General features: G+C 42.1%; 20 protein-coding genes. 7 read left to right on the plus strand and 13 right to left on the minus strand.

Annotated elements, in window-relative coordinates; all coding sequences use genetic code 11:
* Positions 1-224: 224 nt before the first annotated feature.
* The 11 genes from ORI98_RS12520 to ORI98_RS12570 form a co-directional block, all read right to left on the minus strand.
* A complete protein-coding gene (locus ORI98_RS12520; protein ID WP_261298446.1) occupies positions 225-500 on the minus strand; it encodes an HPr family phosphocarrier protein in 276 nt (91 codons plus the stop codon).
* A 31-nt stretch (positions 501-531) separates the two neighbouring features.
* Positions 532-1,389, minus strand: a complete 858-nt coding sequence (gene rapZ, locus ORI98_RS12525) for an RNase adapter RapZ (protein WP_306135433.1) — start codon at positions 1,387-1,389, stop codon at positions 532-534.
* The gene (gene ptsN, locus ORI98_RS12530) at positions 1,386-1,829 is read right to left on the minus strand and encodes a PTS IIA-like nitrogen regulatory protein PtsN (protein ID WP_261298448.1); all 444 of its coding nucleotides are present in this window, start codon (positions 1,827-1,829) and stop codon (positions 1,386-1,388) included. Before ptsN ends, rapZ begins: the two co-directional genes overlap by 4 nt.
* A 2-nt stretch (positions 1,830-1,831) precedes the next feature.
* Positions 1,832-2,119, minus strand: coding sequence for a ribosome hibernation promoting factor (hpf, locus tag ORI98_RS12535; protein WP_306135434.1), 288 nt, complete (start codon positions 2,117-2,119; stop codon positions 1,832-1,834).
* A 26-nt stretch (positions 2,120-2,145) separates the two neighbouring features.
* The gene (locus ORI98_RS12540) at positions 2,146-3,633 is read right to left on the minus strand and encodes an RNA polymerase factor sigma-54 (protein ID WP_261298450.1); all 1,488 of its coding nucleotides are present in this window, start codon (positions 3,631-3,633) and stop codon (positions 2,146-2,148) included.
* Positions 3,634-3,784: 151 nt separating this feature from the next.
* Positions 3,785-4,516 carry an LPS export ABC transporter ATP-binding protein gene (gene lptB, locus ORI98_RS12545; protein WP_261298451.1) on the minus strand — a complete coding sequence of 244 codons (732 nt, stop codon included), beginning with the start codon at positions 4,514-4,516 and terminating at the stop codon, positions 3,785-3,787.
* On the minus strand, positions 4,513-5,013 hold the full coding sequence (gene lptA, locus ORI98_RS12550; RefSeq protein ID WP_261298498.1) for a lipopolysaccharide transport periplasmic protein LptA: 501 nt from the start codon (positions 5,011-5,013) through the stop codon (positions 4,513-4,515). The genes lptB and lptA overlap by 4 nt, the downstream gene beginning before the upstream one ends.
* A 73-nt stretch (positions 5,014-5,086) precedes the next feature.
* Entirely contained in the window at positions 5,087-5,647 is a 561-nt protein-coding gene (gene lptC / locus ORI98_RS12555; RefSeq protein ID WP_306135435.1) for an LPS export ABC transporter periplasmic protein LptC, read from the minus strand.
* Positions 5,644-6,210, minus strand: a complete 567-nt coding sequence (kdsC, locus tag ORI98_RS12560) for a 3-deoxy-manno-octulosonate-8-phosphatase KdsC (RefSeq protein WP_306135436.1) — start codon at positions 6,208-6,210, stop codon at positions 5,644-5,646. Before kdsC ends, lptC begins: the two co-directional genes overlap by 4 nt.
* A 2-nt stretch (positions 6,211-6,212) precedes the next feature.
* The gene (locus ORI98_RS12565; protein ID WP_306135437.1) at positions 6,213-7,190 is read right to left on the minus strand and encodes a KpsF/GutQ family sugar-phosphate isomerase; all 978 of its coding nucleotides are present in this window, start codon (positions 7,188-7,190) and stop codon (positions 6,213-6,215) included.
* A 34-nt stretch (positions 7,191-7,224) separates the two neighbouring features.
* The gene (locus tag ORI98_RS12570) at positions 7,225-8,187 is read right to left on the minus strand and encodes a calcium/sodium antiporter (protein ID WP_261298455.1); all 963 of its coding nucleotides are present in this window, start codon (positions 8,185-8,187) and stop codon (positions 7,225-7,227) included.
* A gap of 228 nt (positions 8,188-8,415) precedes the next feature.
* Between ORI98_RS12570 and ORI98_RS12575 the strand changes: the two genes are divergently transcribed.
* The 7 genes from ORI98_RS12575 (at position 8,416) to murA (ending at position 13,088) form a co-directional block, all read left to right on the plus strand.
* Complete coding sequence (locus tag ORI98_RS12575) at positions 8,416-9,240, plus strand: ATP-binding cassette domain-containing protein (protein WP_306135438.1); 825 nt, start codon at positions 8,416-8,418, stop codon at positions 9,238-9,240.
* A complete protein-coding gene (gene mlaE, locus ORI98_RS12580) occupies positions 9,227-10,012 on the plus strand; it encodes a lipid asymmetry maintenance ABC transporter permease subunit MlaE (RefSeq protein ID WP_261298456.1) in 786 nt (261 codons plus the stop codon). The genes ORI98_RS12575 and mlaE overlap by 14 nt, the downstream gene beginning before the upstream one ends.
* A 35-nt stretch (positions 10,013-10,047) precedes the next feature.
* Positions 10,048-10,521, plus strand: a complete 474-nt coding sequence (gene mlaD / locus ORI98_RS12585) for an outer membrane lipid asymmetry maintenance protein MlaD (protein WP_261298457.1) — start codon at positions 10,048-10,050, stop codon at positions 10,519-10,521.
* Between the two features lie 10 nt (positions 10,522-10,531).
* Entirely contained in the window at positions 10,532-11,185 is a 654-nt protein-coding gene (locus ORI98_RS12590) for a phospholipid-binding protein MlaC (RefSeq protein ID WP_306135439.1), read from the plus strand.
* A complete protein-coding gene (locus ORI98_RS12595) occupies positions 11,182-11,493 on the plus strand; it encodes a lipid asymmetry maintenance protein MlaB (RefSeq protein ID WP_261298459.1) in 312 nt (103 codons plus the stop codon). The genes ORI98_RS12590 and ORI98_RS12595 overlap by 4 nt, the downstream gene beginning before the upstream one ends.
* 71 nt (positions 11,494-11,564) lie before the next feature.
* Positions 11,565-11,816: a BolA family protein gene (locus tag ORI98_RS12600; protein ID WP_261298460.1), complete on the plus strand. Its 252-nt coding sequence runs from the start codon at positions 11,565-11,567 to the stop codon at positions 11,814-11,816.
* 12 nt (positions 11,817-11,828) lie between these two features.
* Positions 11,829-13,088 (plus strand): UDP-N-acetylglucosamine 1-carboxyvinyltransferase, encoded by a 1,260-nt coding sequence (murA, locus tag ORI98_RS12605; protein ID WP_306135440.1) that lies wholly within the window; start codon positions 11,829-11,831, stop codon positions 13,086-13,088.
* 79 nt (positions 13,089-13,167) lie between these two features.
* Here murA and degS read toward each other — a convergent pair whose 3' ends face one another.
* Both degS and degQ read right to left on the minus strand, forming a co-directional pair.
* Positions 13,168-14,244 (minus strand): outer membrane-stress sensor serine endopeptidase DegS, encoded by a 1,077-nt coding sequence (gene degS, locus ORI98_RS12610; protein ID WP_261298462.1) that lies wholly within the window; start codon positions 14,242-14,244, stop codon positions 13,168-13,170.
* 138 nt (positions 14,245-14,382) lie between these two features.
* Positions 14,383-15,732, minus strand: coding sequence for a Do family serine endopeptidase DegQ (gene degQ / locus ORI98_RS12615; RefSeq protein ID WP_306135441.1), 1,350 nt, complete (start codon positions 15,730-15,732; stop codon positions 14,383-14,385).
* Between the last annotated feature and the right edge of the window lie 206 nt (positions 15,733-15,938).

The raw sequence follows: 15,938 nt of genomic DNA on the forward strand, positions 1-15,938 counted from the left end.
ACTGTTGGGATTGTTAGTACTGTTGGGATTGTTAGTACTGTTGGGATTGTTAGTACTGTTGGGATTGTGGCAATTGGTATGTCGGTCTGATTGACACCACTAATGATGACAATAGTCGGTTGATTAATTGTTTAAAATAGTCTGAAGATCTAGCAATGTGGCAGCATAGCAGAAGAGAAATCAATAAATGATGATTGTGGATGAGTTAACACCTACCTTTAGGGTTAACAGCCTTCATCGAACTTAGCATTAATTAGCGCACATATTGCATCAAGCGCAGCTTGAGCATCTGGTCCATCAGCGGTGATATCAATTGTTTTACCTAGCCCACTTTCTAACATCAGTAAGCCTAAGACACTGGCTGCACTGGCCGTTTTGCTACCCTGAATCAAGGTGATATTGGCATCAAACTCATTGGCCAGTATCACCAGCTTTGTAGCGGCTCTAGCGTGTAACCCCAATTTATTTGAAATGGTGACTTGTCGTTGTAAAAGGCTCATAACACTGACTCCAATAATCTGCTAAATAACGTTATTTAACCTTATTTGCTAGTTCTCGGTGCCTTGCATGAACCGTATGCTTTTTATCATTCGAGAAACGTTTTGCCAGCTGATCTGCAATATACACAGAACGATGTTGTCCACCGGTACAGCCAATCGCGATGGTTAAGTAGCTGCGATTATTACGCTCAAGATGCGGCATCCAAGTTTCAAATAGATTTTCAATTTGCCAAATAAACTTATTGACTAAAGGCTGGTTGCCAAGGAATTCTTGTACTGGTTTATCGAGCCCTGTATAAGGGCGCAGTTCTACTTCCCAATGAGGATTAGGTAAAAAACGTACATCAAACATGAAGTCTGCTTCGGTTGGCATGCCATGTTTGAAGCCGAATGATTCAAAGTTAATGACTAACTCTTTATCAACACTGCCCATCAATATTTCACGCACTTGATCGCTCAATTCGTAAATGTTTAATGCTGAAGTATCAATATAATGGTCTACCACATTCGCGATAGGTTCTAATAACACCCCTTCTAATTTAATTGCTTCTAGAAGTGATATTTGATTCTTAGATAAAGGGTGTAACCGGCGGGTTTCGCTATAACGTTTAAGTAATACTTTGTCTGAAGAGTTTAAGAAAAAGCTACAGATTTCAGTATCGCTACCTAACTTAGCAAGTTGTTCTTGTAGTACTTTTCCTTGGTCGGCAATATTACGTACGTCGACACTAATCGCTATTTGATCGCGGCTGCCAGTAAGCTGGTCCAATAATGTTCCAATCAATGCCACAGGTAAATTATCGACACAGTAGTAACCAAGGTCTTCTAATACCCTTAGTGCGACAGACTTACCTGAACCAGAGCGGCCCGATACAATAACTAATTTCATGCAGTGATAACCTGATAGAGTTCAGTGGAGTTACTACTTTTACGTAACTGCTTGAGAATAAGTTTATCTGATAGCTTTTCTGCCATCGAAGATAAAGTGCTGAGGTGTTGTTGGCATTGTTCCGCTGGAACTAATAAGGCAAATAACAAATCAACGGGTTGTTTATCTATGGCATCAAATGGAATGGGTTCTTCACATTTAATAAAAATCGCAATGGGGTGTTCGATGGTCGTCAATCGACCATGAGGGATTGCAATGCCAGAGCCTATTCCTGTGCTACCCATTTTTTCTCTGGCCACTAGGCTTTCGAAAATCTCTTGCGAAGAAAGGGATGGGTACTGGGCAGCGACTAAATCGCTGATAAGTTCCAGTACCTTTTTCTTACTGCCCGGTGAGGCACAGGAGGTGCATTCCGGCTGCAGGATGGTACTAAGTTCCATCATTAATGCTTAGATAGTTTCTCTTTGTGTTTAATAACCTGACGATCGAGTTTGTCGATCAGGGCGTCTATTGCATGATACATGTCGGCATGATCAGCAGCTGCAAATACTTCAGCGCCATTTAAGCTGACTTTTGCTTCTGCCTTTTGCTGTTGTTTTTCGACATTTAACACGACATGCACATTATGGATCTGATCGAAATGTCGTTCAAGCTTTGAAAATTTTATCGTGACATATTCGCGTAATGATTCAGTAATTTCAACATGGTGACCTGTTAAATTTATTTGCATATTTATCCTCCAATTGCCTAGGTAGATTATAAACTCTTACGCTGGTTTGAGGGGGGGATCATCATCGCCTCACGGTATTTCGCGATAGTACGACGTGCAACATTAATCCCTTGTTCAGCCAAAAGATCCGCCATTTTACTGTCGCTTAATGGTTTCTTTTGGTTTTCGGCAGCAACCAGTTTTTTTATAAAGGCTCTAATTGCTGTTGATGAGCACTCGCCGCCGTCGTCGGTACTGACGTGGCTAGAGAAAAAGTATTTTAATTCGAATAATCCGCGCGGAGTATGCATGTATTTTTGAGTTGTGACCCTCGAAATAGTTGATTCATGCATCTCTACCGCTTCAGCTATGTCATTCAGTACCATAGGTTTCATGGCTTCTTCACCATACTCAAAAAAACCTTGTTGGAACTGGACAATGCAATTGGACACTTTTAATAAGGTGTCGTTGCGGCTTTCTAAACTTTTAATAAACCATTTAGCTTCTTGCAAGTGACCGCGAATAAATTGGCTGTCAGACTGACTTTTACTGCTTTTTGCCATCGCCGCATATTGCTGGTTTATACCAATTTTGGGCATATTGTCAGGATTTAATTCAACAACCCAACGACCATTCTTTTTCATCACCGAAACATCGGGGATAACATATTCATCATCCTGCGGGGTGATCATCGAACCAGGGCGTGGATTCAAAGATTGAATTAACTCAATAGCCTCACGAAGTTCATCTTCTTTTAACTTGGTTTTACGCATCAATGTGCGAAAGTCTCTGCCTGCAATTAAATCTAAATAATCTTTGATAAGCACTTTTGCGTTATCAATGTGAGGTGTATTGGGATCATATTGCATTAACTGGATCAGCAAACATTCACGGAGATCGCGAGAGGCAACGCCAATAGGATCAAAATGTTGGATACGTTTCAGTACCGCTTCAACTTCATCAAGCTCAACCGATTCGTCTCCCATTGCTTCTAAGATGTCTTCGGTGCTTTGGGTTAAATAACCTGTGTCGTCAATGGCATCGATGATGGCGGTGGCAATGGCTAGGTCGGTATCAGAAAAAGGAGTGAGATTCTTCTGCCATTCAAGGTGTTCGTACAAACCTTCTGAGGTTTCACCTTGAAAAGGCATGTCATCGCTTGGCATGCTGCCCGATCCAGAACTGGCCATCGGAGATGCGGTGTACACTTCATCCCAGGTCGTATCCATAGGCAAATCATCAGACATTTGCTCTTTTGTCATCGATTCTGCTGTATCAACGCTTGAGGTGTCTTTTTCTATTGTTGGCGCGACTAGTTCACTAAAATCAGTTTCTGATTGGTTTTTTTGTTGGTCATTTTTGTTGTTAAATTCTGCAAATTCATCTTCCATTTCAAGCAAAGGGTTTGAGTCTAATGCTTGTTGAATTTCTTGCTGTAACTCCAAAGACGATAACTGCAGCAAACGAATCGCCTGTTGCAGTTGTGGGGTCATAGTCAGATGTTGACCCATTTTAAGTTGGAGTGACGCTTTCATTACTGCTGATCCCTAGAAGATTTCCGTTTGCTACACCGTTTCACACGAGTGTATTTCGCAAATGTTGTTTAAATACATTGTGAAACACCACAATAAAAGCTTACTGAAGTGTTGGTATTTTCAAAGCATCTATCTGTTGTGCTTACATTAACTATAGCTTGAATTGTTCGCCCAAGTATACTGCTCGTACTTGTTGATTGTTGAGTATTTCATCAGGTGTTCCCTCGGCAATGAGATTGCCTTGGCTGACAATATAAGCGCGCTCACAAACATCAAGGGTTTCGCGAACATTGTGGTCAGTAATGAGCACTCCAAGGCCACGACTTTTCAGTTGTTGAATAATTTTTTTAATATCAATAACTGAAATGGGGTCAACACCGGCAAAAGGTTCATCGAGTAAGATAAACTTAGGATTTGCGGCCAATGCACGTGCAATTTCAACTCGACGTCTTTCACCACCAGAAAGGGACATGCCTAAACTGTCTCGAATATGGGTGATATGAAATTCCTCTAAAAGACTTTCCAGCTCTTGAATTCGTTCATCCTGGCTTAATGATTTGCGCGTTTGCAGAACGGCCATAATGTTGTCATGAACGGTTAGCTTTCTAAAAATACTCGCTTCTTGTGGTAAATAGCCGATTCCTTTGCGAGCACGTAAATGCATTGGATCTGCAGTCAAATCATCATTATCAATTAAAATACGACCGTTATCACTTTTGACTAAACCTACCACCATATAAAAGGTGGTGGTTTTTCCGGCGCCATTAGGACCTAACAAGCCGACAATTTGACCGGTTTTTACCGTTAAACTGACACTTTTTACAACTTGACGACTTTTATAGCTTTTAGCTAAATTTTCAGCGGTTAAGGTAATTTGGCTCATTGGTTACCTTGCTTTTTTAACGGAATTTCAGGAAGTTTTTGTTTCGGTACATCTTCGGTTTGGAAGTTTTCAGGCTGAATGATGGTAATAACACGGTCTTCTCCCTTACCGGTACTTTCTGCAATCAGCTCTTGGGCGGTGATATTGTAGCGAATAACATTGCCCGTCACTTTGCTACCGGCCTGATCTAACTTGGCATTGCCAGTTAATAATAAACCTGTCGTGGCTAGGTCGTAGCGGATCTCATTGGCACTGGCGGTGCCTATTCGACCATCATCTAATTCCTGCGAAAACGTTGCGGGATTACCAATAGCAATCAACGTTTTAGTTTGGCCATTTTCAGCTGAAAATGCGCGTAATTCATCGGCATTAATATTAATACTACCTTGGGTGATTTTTACTGGGCCATTAAAAATAATCTGGTTATTTTTAATGTCCGCACGTTGGCTTACCGCGGCAATTTTCAGCTCTTGTTGCAGATCGCCTTCTTTGGCCATGACGTTGTTCGCCAGTGCCGCGATAGCAAATGTTGCAAGAACACTGACCTTACAGAGTGATTTGGATAAAAACTTAATGTGGTTCATATGTTCCTTCTACCTCACTGAGCAAGGTAATTTCTTCTGCATTGAGATCGGCAAATAATCCTAAGCCATTAATTAAAAAACCATTACCTTTAATGATAACCGGATCTTCAGAGCGGCCAATCATGGTTTCTAAATCAAAGGTGACTTGCTGTGTTTCGAGCGATTGTAGCGGCTCTTCAATGTCAATGGCATTGATTATTACATCATTTTGTAAACTGACTTTATTTGTCTGTTGTTCAAGCGTGGCGTTTTTTGCGGTTATTTGCCATTGCGCTTTACCGTTTTGTGGATAAAGTAGCAATACGGGGTCAGTAAATAAAGTCGTATTAGTCATGGAGTAATGCTCCATGTGTGTAGCGCTCATTTTACTGTCGACTAAACCTAGCGTATTAAATTCTGTAGTATGCAGGTCATCAGCGACAAAATCAGGCCGCTCAATACGTGTGTCTACTACCAGTGCCATTTTGTTGCGTTTATCCTGTACCTGCCAGTACAAAGTTAACGCTAAGCCAAAGAATGCACAGATGGCGAGTGTGGTACGATTCATATACTCATACCGTGGGCATTTTCAAATTTGCCTTGGCTTAACAATAGTAAATCTGTGAGTTCACGCAATGCGCCATGACCGCCCTTGATGTGTGTTGTCATGTGGCAATGCATACGAACAAAGGGATGGCCATCAGCAACACAAACCGCTAAACCAACCACTTTCATAACTGGCAAATCAACCATGTCATCACCGATATAAGCGACTTCATCTGCAGCTACGTTATATTGCTTGATTAATGCTTCATACGGGACAAACTTATTATCAACACCTTGATAAATATCTTTTATACCCAGAGCGCTCATGCGGTTTTCGACGATTTGAGATTTACGTCCGGTAATAACGGCTACATTTATTCCACTTGTTAGTGCTGAACGAACACCGTAACCATCGCGGGTGTGAAAAGCTTTGGTTTCTTCACCACTGTTATTCAAATAAATGCGGCCATCAGAAAATACGCCGTCAACATCACAAATCAGCAGTTTAATTTTTTTCGCTCGCTGCCAAATATCATCGCTAATTGGGCCGTAAAAACCTTGATGGCTTGGCGTTTGAATTGTCATGTTTATATTACCCCTGCTTTAACCATATCGAGCATATTTAATGCGCCAATTGGTTGATGTTGTTCATTTACGACAATCAAACCATTGATGTTTTTCTCATCCATAATTTGCAGTGCTTGTGCAGCCAAGATGTTAGCCGGGCTTGTCACGCAGTGTTTGGTCATAACATGTGAAATAGGTGTGGTACGCAAGTTCACTTCAGCGTCAATCACACGACGTAAATCACCATCGGTAAAAATACCGACTAATATATTGTTATCGTCGACAACGGCTGTCATGCCTAAGCCTTTATTGGATATTTCATACAGCGCTTCAGTAATACAGATATCCTGTTTAACCAAGGGTAAGTCGTTGCCCTGATGCATCACATCATTTACTTTAAGCAGTAATTTTCGGCCCAAAGAGCCACCCGGATGGGATAAGGCAAAATCATCACGGGTAAAACCTTTTGCTTGTAATAAGGCTACCGCGAGCGCATCACCCATGACTAAAGTTGCTGTGGTACTTGATGTTGGTGCTAGCCCTAACGGACAAGCTTCTTCTGGCACTTCAATACACAAATGTAATTTGGCTAATTTTGCCATATTGGAGTCAGGTTTACCGGTAACGGCAATAACAGGTACTCCCATACGTTGTATTACTGGCATCAGTGTGAGTATTTCGCTTGATTCACCTGAGTTAGATATGGCCAGAATAATGTCATTTTTTGCCAAAGCCCCTAAATCACCGTGACTGGCTTCCCCAGGATGAACAAAAAATGCGGGTGTGCCAGTACTGGCAAAGGTTGCCGATATTTTATTGCCAATATGACCTGATTTTCCCATGCCCATGACAATGACTTTTCCTTTGCACTGCATGATTAATTCACATGCTTGTTCAAATGCTTCTGAATCAACAAATTGATAAAGATGTTCCAATGCTGCTTTTTCAATATCAATGACCTTGCGGCCCCATTGACGAAATTGAGTTTGGTTTGCCATGTTTGTCTCTCTTGGTAAAGTCCTTTACGCCCCTTTAATGAGCGGTGAAGACAACGTACTGGTACGCAATAAAGGTCAATAATAATAAAATGCCATGCCAACGAGTGAGTTGCTGCTTTGCGCCACTAGATAACACTAATACTGCTAATGCGATACTGGTGGCCAATACCATATAAAAATCTCTGTCGATTGCCGTTGCATCAACTTCACCTGGTGAGATTAGCCCTGGAATAGCGAGTACCGCAAGAATATTAAATAAATTCGAGCCAACTATGTTACCAATAGCTAAATCGTCTTCTTTTTTTAACACTCCGGCAATACATGCGGCAAGTTCAGGTAAACTGGTGCCAACAGCAATAATGGTTAATCCAATCACTAAATCAGATAATCCATAAATCTTTGCAATACCTACCGCACCATCTACCATCCAACCTGCTGATAACGGTAATAAAACCATACCGACGAGTATCCACATGATAGCACGAATTGTAGGGACATCCTTAGGGATCTCGGCATCCATTTCTTCGCCCATAATATCGGTGTCTTTATTGGTCATTGCTTGGTAAATAAACCAGCCCATGACAGACAAAAAGGCCACTAATAATATAATGCCTTCATAGCGGGCCAGCATGCCGTCGTGGATCAGATAACCGGCAAGCACTGTTGCCGCTAGCATCAATGGAATTTCTCGCTTCAGGGTTTTAGAACTTACGCTAATCGCCCCAAGCAAAGCAGTAAGACCAAGAATTAGGGTAATGTTTGCGATGTTAGAACCCAGCACATTACCGACGGCGGTATCATTCATGCCGTCCATTGATGCCGTTGCCGCAACAAACATTTCAGGTGCCGAGCTGCCCATTGCCACAATGGTTAAACCAATCAGCATTGGGGGTAAACCTAGGTTTCTTGCAAAGGCTGATGCCCCGTAAACAAATTTATCGGCACTAAATACCAGTACAGCTAGCCCAGCGCACAGCAACAAAATATTAACTAACATGTTATCCCTTTAATTTTCTAAACCCGTGTATTTTCGCTGCAAATGAGTCAAATTGAAAGCCACAAAAGGATGGAAGTGGTTTGATCATTAGCAAGTTAATCATTTATTAAGATTAAATTCATTTCAGATTAGCGGTTTTTAATCAGAGTAGGTTGTTAGGTAAGCAACATTCACGTAAAATTTAATCTTCATTTACATGCCAGGATGGCTGCTATCTCTTCGAATATCATGTCAGAGACACCGACAGTGCTGCAAAATCCGCTTGTTGAAATCAATCACCTTGCTTTTGGTTGGGGTAAGAAAGTCATTTATGATGACATTTCATTAACGATCCCCAGAGGTAAAGTTACCGCCATAATGGGGCCTAGCGGTATAGGGAAAACCACATTACTTAAGCTAATTGGTGCTCAGTTAACACCTGATAAAGGTGAAGTGCTATTTGACGGTCTGAATATGCACACCTTATCTCGAACTGAGCTATATCAAGTTCGCAAACGTATGAGTATGTTGTTTCAAAGTGGTGCGTTATTTACCGACATGAACGTGTTCGATAACGTGGCGTTTGCTTTGCGTGAGCATTCAGGTTTACCCGAATCGATTATCCGTTCCATTGTATTAATGAAGTTGCAAGCCGTTGGCCTGCGTGGTGCTGCTTTTATGATGCCAAGTGAGTTGTCTGGCGGGATGCAACGCCGCGCGGCATTAGCAAGAGCCATCGCATTAGAGCCTGAAATGGTGTTATATGATGAGCCTTTTGCAGGGCAAGACCCAATATCTATGGGTATGTTAGTTAAATTGATCCGTGAATTATCTGATTCGCTTAAGCTTACTTCTGTGGTGGTGTCTCACGATGTAAAAGAAGTATTGGGTATTGCGGATTATGTTTATGTGATTGCGAATAAAAAAGTGATTGCTGAGGGTACGCCGGAACAATTAAGGGCGTCCGATAACCCGCAATTAATCCAGTTTATTCAAGGTGCGCCAGATGGTCCGGTACCTTTTCATTATCCCGCAGCGGATTATCAACAGGAGTTGTTGAGTGAGTCCAATTAATTTAATTGCTGCTATTGGCCGTTATGCCATTGAGTTAGTAAGCAGTTATGGTAAAGCAGGGCTGATGTTATGGCGCGCTATTGCGCACATTCCCAATCCTAAAAAAGGCGTGCCTCTCGTCATTAAACAAATGTACGTACTGGGTGTGCGTTCAATGGTGATTATTTTAGTGTCGGGCTTATTTATTGGCATGGTTCTGGCCCTTCAAGGTTATAATATTTTAGTCGACTTTGGCACCGAAGACAGTCTCGGCCCTATGGTCGCGCTAAGCTTGCTACGAGAGTTAGGGCCCGTAGTCACAGCGTTGTTGTTTGCTGGGCGTGCCGGTTCTGCTTTAACTGCTGAAATCGGCTTAATGAAATCAACGGAGCAGCTATCAAGTTTAGAGATGATGGCAATTGACCCGCTTAGGCAAATTATTGCGCCTCGTTTTTGGGCTGGTGTGATCAGTATGCCGCTACTGGCGATGATGTTCAGCTTAGTGGGTATTTTCGGTGGCCACCTAGTGGGCGTTGAATGGAAAGGGATCGATACCGGTGCGTTTTGGTCGATATTACAAGCGTCTATTGAGTGGCGTGAAGATATCGTTAATTGCCTGATTAAAAGTACAGTTTTTGGCGTGGTAGTGACCTGGATTGCGTTATATCGCGGCTATGAAGTACAACCTAATCCAGAAGGTATCAGCCGTGCAACGACATCGACGGTAGTGCAAGCCAGTTTAGCTGTCCTCGCTTTGGACTTTTTGCTGACCGCATTAATGTTCGGAAATTAAGATAAATTCATTAACTATTTAAGTGGTTTAAGCGTATGTTGACACGGAAGATTGAGTTATTAGTAGGTCTGTTTTTGTTGTCAGGGGTATTGGCATTTTGTGTATTGGTTTTCAATGTTGCCAATGTAAAGGTGGATACCAAAGATAACCACTACACCTTAGTGGCCGAGTTTAATAATATTGGCGGTTTAAAAGTACGCGCCCCAGTTAAAGTGGGCGGTGTAGTAGTCGGGCGAGTGGCTGATATCACCTTAGATGATCGCAAACTTGTACCAATCGTGACCTTAACAATGGATAAGCGTTACGACCATTTCCCTGAAACCAGTAGCCTTTCAATTTTAACTTCTGGTTTATTGGGTGAGCAGTTTATTGGTTTAACCCCTGGCTTTGTCGATGATGACATTGAAATGCTGGGTAACGGTGATCGAGTTGAAGATACCCGTGGAGCGTTAATTTTAGAGGACCTTATTGGTCAATTGTTATATAGCATGTCTTCCAAAGATAAATAGGAGCGGTTCTATGCAAGCATTTTTAGTTCGTATTGTTAGCGCTGTGATATTGCTGGCCAGTACACAAGTTTGGGCTGAAGAAATTAACAACAAAGATCCATATGAGTTAATCAAACAAGTTGCTAACCAAACTTTCGATCGATTTAAACGCGATAAAGCCATTATTGATGAAGATCTTAGCCATTTGAAAGTGATCGTGGCTGAAGAACTTATGCCTTATGTTGACTACAAATATGCTGCTTATAAAGTGATGGGGCAGTATTTGCGCGAAACCACTGATGATCAACGTGCGCGTTTTGTTGAAGCATTTAAAGGTTATTTAATTGGCACCTATGCCCAAGCCTTAACGGAGTACACTGATCAAACAGTTGCCTTCGATCCCGCTCAAGATTTTAGCCAAGAAAAAATGGTAGATATCAGTGTGCAAATCATCGAACAAGGCCGCCCACCCATTAAAATTCAATTTAAAGCCCGTCGTCTTAAAGATGATTCTTGGAAAGCCTTTGATTTAGTCGCCGAGGGCGTAAGTTTGTTAGCCTCGAAGCAATCAGAAATATCCAATCTTATCCGCCAAGAAGGTATTGAAGCTGTCATCACCATGCTACATGATAAAACTAAGCAGAAGATTGATCGCAAGGTTGAGCAAGAGGCAAAAGCAGCGTGATTGAATTCGAGCAACAAGGTAACACTTGCTTGGTCAAAGGTCGGTTAACCCAAGATGAGGTTATTGAATTATGGCCAAATCGACATCAACTGTTTACTGAATCTACTCAAGTGGTAGACTTGTCCGCTTTGACTTATGTTGATAGTGCAGGTGTTGCTATGCTGCTTGCACTTAAAGGGTTGAATATATCCGAGACTAACACAGCATCAACGCAGTATTCTCGCACGCTTATTCACCCTGCATCTCAATTACAAAAAATGATTGAGTTGTACGATTTAGACACTTTTTTTGCTGAGAATTCTCGTTAATCGTCTTAGCATTTTGTTAACTCTTCACGGTATCCTGACCATATAGGGTATTGAAATAAAGGTATATATTCATGGATTGCAAGGTTATTGAGCAAATTCTATCGGAAGCATTAGAGCTTACTGAAGTGCATGCTACGTCGGATGGAAGTCACTATAAAGTGGTGGCCGTTGGTGAATGTTTTGAAGGCATGAGCCGAGTCAAACAACAGCAAGCCATTTATGGTCCGTTAGCAGAAAATATTGCCAGTGGCGAGTTACACGCATTAACTATTAAGACATTTACGCCGACCCAGTGGAAGCGTGAAAAACTTTTCAATATGTAATTAGAGAGCCAAGTGGATAAATTAACCATAAAAGCAAGCCAGCCATTGTCTGGCAGTGTAGTTATTTCAGGTGCTAAAAATGCCGCCCTACCCATTTTGATGGCGGGTGTATTAGCTGAAACCGATTTTGTGCTATCTAATGTGCCTCATTTACGTGATGTCAGCACCAGCTGTAAGTTATTACGTTGTTTGGGAGCGGATGTTGATGAGCTGGGCCAAGGTAAAGTGCGGATCTCAACCACTAACCTGAATGAGTTTTGCGCGCCATATGACTTGGTGAAAACCATGCGTGCATCCATATTGATTTTAGGCCCATTACTTGCCCGTTACGGTACTGCAGATGTGTCATTGCCAGGTGGATGTGCTATCGGTGCTCGTCCAGTTAACCTTCATCTTCATGGCCTTGAGTTAATGGGCGCAAAGATTGAAGTTAAAGAAGGCTATATTAAGGCGCGTGTTGACGGCCGTTTAAAAGGTGCTCATATCTTTATGGATATGGTCAGCGTTGGCGCGACTGAAAACTTGCTTATGGCTGCTGCACTAGCAGACGGCACTACTGTTATCGAAAATGCTGCGCGCGAGCCTGAAGTATCTGATCTTGCACATTGTCTAGTGGCAATGGGTGCAAAAATTAGCGGTATTGGTTCAGCAACATTAACCATTGAAGGGGTCGAACGCCTTCAAGGTTGTGAATACCGTGTTATGCCAGATCGTATTGAAACAGGATCATTTTTAGTGGCCGCTGCGGTTACCCGTGGACATATTCGTTGCGAATCAGCCGATCCCGCGTCTCTTGAAGCCGTGCTTTCAAAGCTAGAAGATGCCGGTGCTAAAGTGACAACGGGTAAAGATTGGATTGAACTGGATATGCAAGGTAAACGCCCTAAAGCCGTGAATATTAAAACGGCGCCATATCCAGCGTTTCCTACCGATATGCAAGCTCAATTTTGTGTGCTTAACGCACTTGCTGAAGGGACTGGTCGTGTGACTGAAACAATTTTTGAAAATCGTTTTATGCATGTTCCAGAGCTTATTCGTATGGGCGCTAACATGGCCCTTGAAGGTAATACTTGTATTATTGAAGGAATTGAATCGTTAAACGGTGCGCAAGTGATGGCAACTGACTTACGGGCTTCTGCCAGTCTAGTTATTGCTGGCTTAATGGCTGAAGGTACGACAACGGTTGACCGTATCTATCATCTTGATCGCGGTTATGAGCATATTGAAGCGAAGTTTAAAGGATTGGGCGGCGAAGTTATCCGCGTGTCTTAATTAGAAAATGAGTCGCTATTAGTATTAAAAAAGCCATCAAAAGATAATTTTGATGGCTTTTTTATCAGATACAGTTGGCTTATTGTTCGAAAGAATTTTTCTCAACAACGAATACAGGTATTTGCTGTTTTTGTCCCTGGCGAATAACGGTTAATATAACTTTGGTACCTGGCGGGGTTTCAGCAATTTTATCCATCAACATTTCAACACCGGGTATTTCATCATCACCATAGGCAATAATCACATCTCTAGGCTGAATTTCTGCATTCGCTGCAGGTCCATCAGGATCAATACCTGTAACAAACACGCCTTTTAAATCAGGTAAATTCAGAATTTGAGCAACCACTGGGGTTAATGGCTCACCTGAAATGCCAATCGCGCCACGAATAACACGACCATCGGCAATCAGTTTGTCCATAATACTATGTGCTAGCTTAATGGGGATTGCAAAGCTGATGCCATTGCCACTATTATCTCCACCCACTTTAAATGCTGCGGTATTGATACCAATTAACTCCCCACCAGTATCAATTAATGCGCCACCAGAGTTACCTGCATTGATGGCTGCATCCGTTTGTAAAAAATCCAGATAACCGGAGCTTAAACCACTGCGACCCGTTGCACTAATAATCCCTTGGGTGATTGTTTGGCCTAAGTTATACGGGTTACCAATCGCCAGCACCACATCACCCACTAAAGCTGGATTGGTTAAGTTAATTGGCACAACAGGTAAGTTATCACCTTCAATTTTTAACACGGCTAAATCAGTTTCAGGATCGCTACCAACAACTTCGGAGGTAAATCTACGTCCATCTTGTAATGCAATGACAATTTCATCAGCGCGCTTGATTACATGGTAGTTGGTAAGAATATATCCTTGTGGGCTCATGATCACACCAGACCCTAAGCCCTGCAGTGAGCTAGAGTTAAGTGGAGAGCGTTGATCTATACTTAAACTGTAAATATTGACAACCGCAGGGGCGGCACGGCGTACTGCTTTTGCAAATGATAATTCATTATTTGCACGGGTATTTTGCGAGAAACCACTCTTGAACGGACTGCCTTCAAAAGACGTTGCAATTAAAAAAACGGCAGCCATGATTAAACCAAACAAAGTGGCCTTGCCTAAGTAAATGCAAATGTCTTTAAAATTCATAGTCTGCTTGGTGTGGGGAAATTAGGCTTGATAGTAGCATAGGATAAATAATTAAGCATCGAGGATGATGGCTCGATGCTTAATTTACTGAATGCTAACATTGGGTTAAGTTGCCTTATTTCACATAAGGCATCAATCTTAACGAAGTATCAGATAGCTTAAATTATTATCACGTAATATTTTAAGGGCTACAGAGCCTTGCTGTTTTTCCAGTAATCCTTTGAAGGCTTTCAAATCTTTAATCGGCGTGCGGTTAATACCGACAATGAAATCACCTTTTTGTAAGCCTGACATAGCCGCCGGAGAACCTTGGGCAACGTCTGTTATTTCAACACCTTTACTACCAGTTTGCAGCGTCGCACCCTGAAGCATAGGGTGTAATGCCCCCGCAGCGGCTTCAACAGATTCGGCTTTGCCTAGGGTTGCTTTGATATTTTTGTTATCACCATCACGAATGATACCAAAATCGACTTTGACGCCAGCCCCCATCGTAGCAACTTTTGCACGCAGTTCTTGGAAGGATTTTATTTTACGGCCATTAACGCTAATAATAATGTCGCCCGCTTTAATCCCCGCTTTTGCTGCAGCACTATCAGGCACAACTTCATTTACAAAAGCACCATGTTGGGTTTCTAATCCAAAGGCTTTTGCCAGCTCTTTATCTAAATCGCGACCAGCAACGCCAAGCACTCCGCGTCTTACTTCACCATGTTCGATAATCTGGCTAACAAGGCTATTAACCATATTGGCTGGAATGGCAAAACCGATCCCTACGTTACCGCCATTTGGCGCCACAATTGCGGTATTGATCCCCATTAGTTCACCATTGAGGTTGACCAACGCTCCGCCAGAGTTACCACTGTTAATAGAAGCATCGGTTTGAATGAAGTTTTCTAGCATTTCAATGCCTAAACCACTGCGACCTAGTGCACTGACAATACCGGAAGTCACTGTTTGACCTAATCCAAATGGATTACCAATCGCCACGGCAAAATCGCCAACGCGGACTTCATCAGAATCAGTTTGTTTGATTGCCGTTAGATTTTTTGCCTCAATTTGTAATAAGGCAATGTCTGATTCTTTATCTGCACCAATTAACTTGGCTTCGACTTCGCGGCCATCACTTAAACCAATTTGAATATCATCAGCACCGTTAATGACGTGATTGTTCGTTACGATGTAACCTTTTTCGGCATCAATAATAACGCCTGAGCCTAAGCCTCTAAAGGGTCTTTCTTTTACTTGTTCTTGTGGAGCATTGGGTCCAAAGAAGTAGCGAAATACATCAGGTACTTGCTGCTTAGAAACCTGAGTGCCTGACACCGCGACAGATACTACAGCAGGTGTGGTGCGTTCTAACATGGGCGCTAAACTTGGTAACGTTTGACCGTCGACCGACATGGGAATGGCTGCGTGAGATGCAACAGGCATCATGGTTAAAGAAGCGGTTAATAAGGCAGCTGAAAGTAAGCTAAGTTTCGTTTTCATTAATTATGGCTCCTGAGGATTCAAGCTAATGATAAAAATATGGTGCTTGAATTCATTAAATAAAAGTTAAATATCGTTAATCAAAAAATTGAGAGAAGCAGGTTTCATAAACCCGTGTCCAACTAGAATGTAGATAAATAAAGTAATCGATTAGTTACTGAGATACGTATGTGTTTCATTAGTTCATTAACTATTAACAAAGGTTA

Source organism: Shewanella sp. ULN5 (genome assembly GCF_030731885.1).
Classification (GTDB): domain Bacteria; phylum Pseudomonadota; class Gammaproteobacteria; order Enterobacterales; family Shewanellaceae; genus Shewanella; species Shewanella holmiensis.

Coding starts and splice junctions, on each gene's coding strand:
- ORI98_RS12520 (WP_261298446.1), bottom strand. CDS start 500: ATGAGCCTTTTACAACGACAAGTCACCATTTCAAATAAATTGGGGTTA.
- rapZ (WP_306135433.1), bottom strand. CDS start 1,389: ATGAAATTAGTTATTGTATCGGGCCGCTCTGGTTCAGGTAAGTCTGTC.
- ptsN (WP_261298448.1), bottom strand. CDS start 1,829: ATGGAACTTAGTACCATCCTGCAGCCGGAATGCACCTCCTGTGCCTCA.
- hpf (WP_306135434.1), bottom strand. CDS start 2,119: ATGCAAATAAATTTAACAGGTCACCATGTTGAAATTACTGAATCATTA.
- ORI98_RS12540 (WP_261298450.1), bottom strand. CDS start 3,633: ATGAAAGCGTCACTCCAACTTAAAATGGGTCAACATCTGACTATGACC.
- lptB (WP_261298451.1), bottom strand. CDS start 4,516: ATGAGCCAAATTACCTTAACCGCTGAAAATTTAGCTAAAAGCTATAAA.
- lptA (WP_261298498.1), bottom strand. CDS start 5,013: ATGGCCAAAGAAGGCGATCTGCAACAAGAGCTGAAAATTGCCGCGGTA.
- lptC (WP_306135435.1), bottom strand. CDS start 5,647: ATGAATCGTACCACACTCGCCATCTGTGCATTCTTTGGCTTAGCGTTA.
- kdsC (WP_306135436.1), bottom strand. CDS start 6,210: ATGACAATTCAAACGCCAAGCCATCAAGGTTTTTACGGCCCAATTAGC.
- ORI98_RS12565 (WP_306135437.1), bottom strand. CDS start 7,190: ATGGCAAACCAAACTCAATTTCGTCAATGGGGCCGCAAGGTCATTGAT.
- ORI98_RS12570 (WP_261298455.1), bottom strand. CDS start 8,187: ATGTTAGTTAATATTTTGTTGCTGTGCGCTGGGCTAGCTGTACTGGTA.
- ORI98_RS12575 (WP_306135438.1), top strand. CDS start 8,416: ATGTCAGAGACACCGACAGTGCTGCAAAATCCGCTTGTTGAAATCAAT.
- mlaD (WP_261298457.1), top strand. CDS start 10,048: ATGTTGACACGGAAGATTGAGTTATTAGTAGGTCTGTTTTTGTTGTCA.
- ORI98_RS12590 (WP_306135439.1), top strand. CDS start 10,532: ATGCAAGCATTTTTAGTTCGTATTGTTAGCGCTGTGATATTGCTGGCC.
- ORI98_RS12600 (WP_261298460.1), top strand. CDS start 11,565: ATGGATTGCAAGGTTATTGAGCAAATTCTATCGGAAGCATTAGAGCTT.
- degS (WP_261298462.1), bottom strand. CDS start 14,244: ATGAATTTTAAAGACATTTGCATTTACTTAGGCAAGGCCACTTTGTTT.
- degQ (WP_306135441.1), bottom strand. CDS start 15,732: ATGAAAACGAAACTTAGCTTACTTTCAGCTGCCTTATTAACCGCTTCT.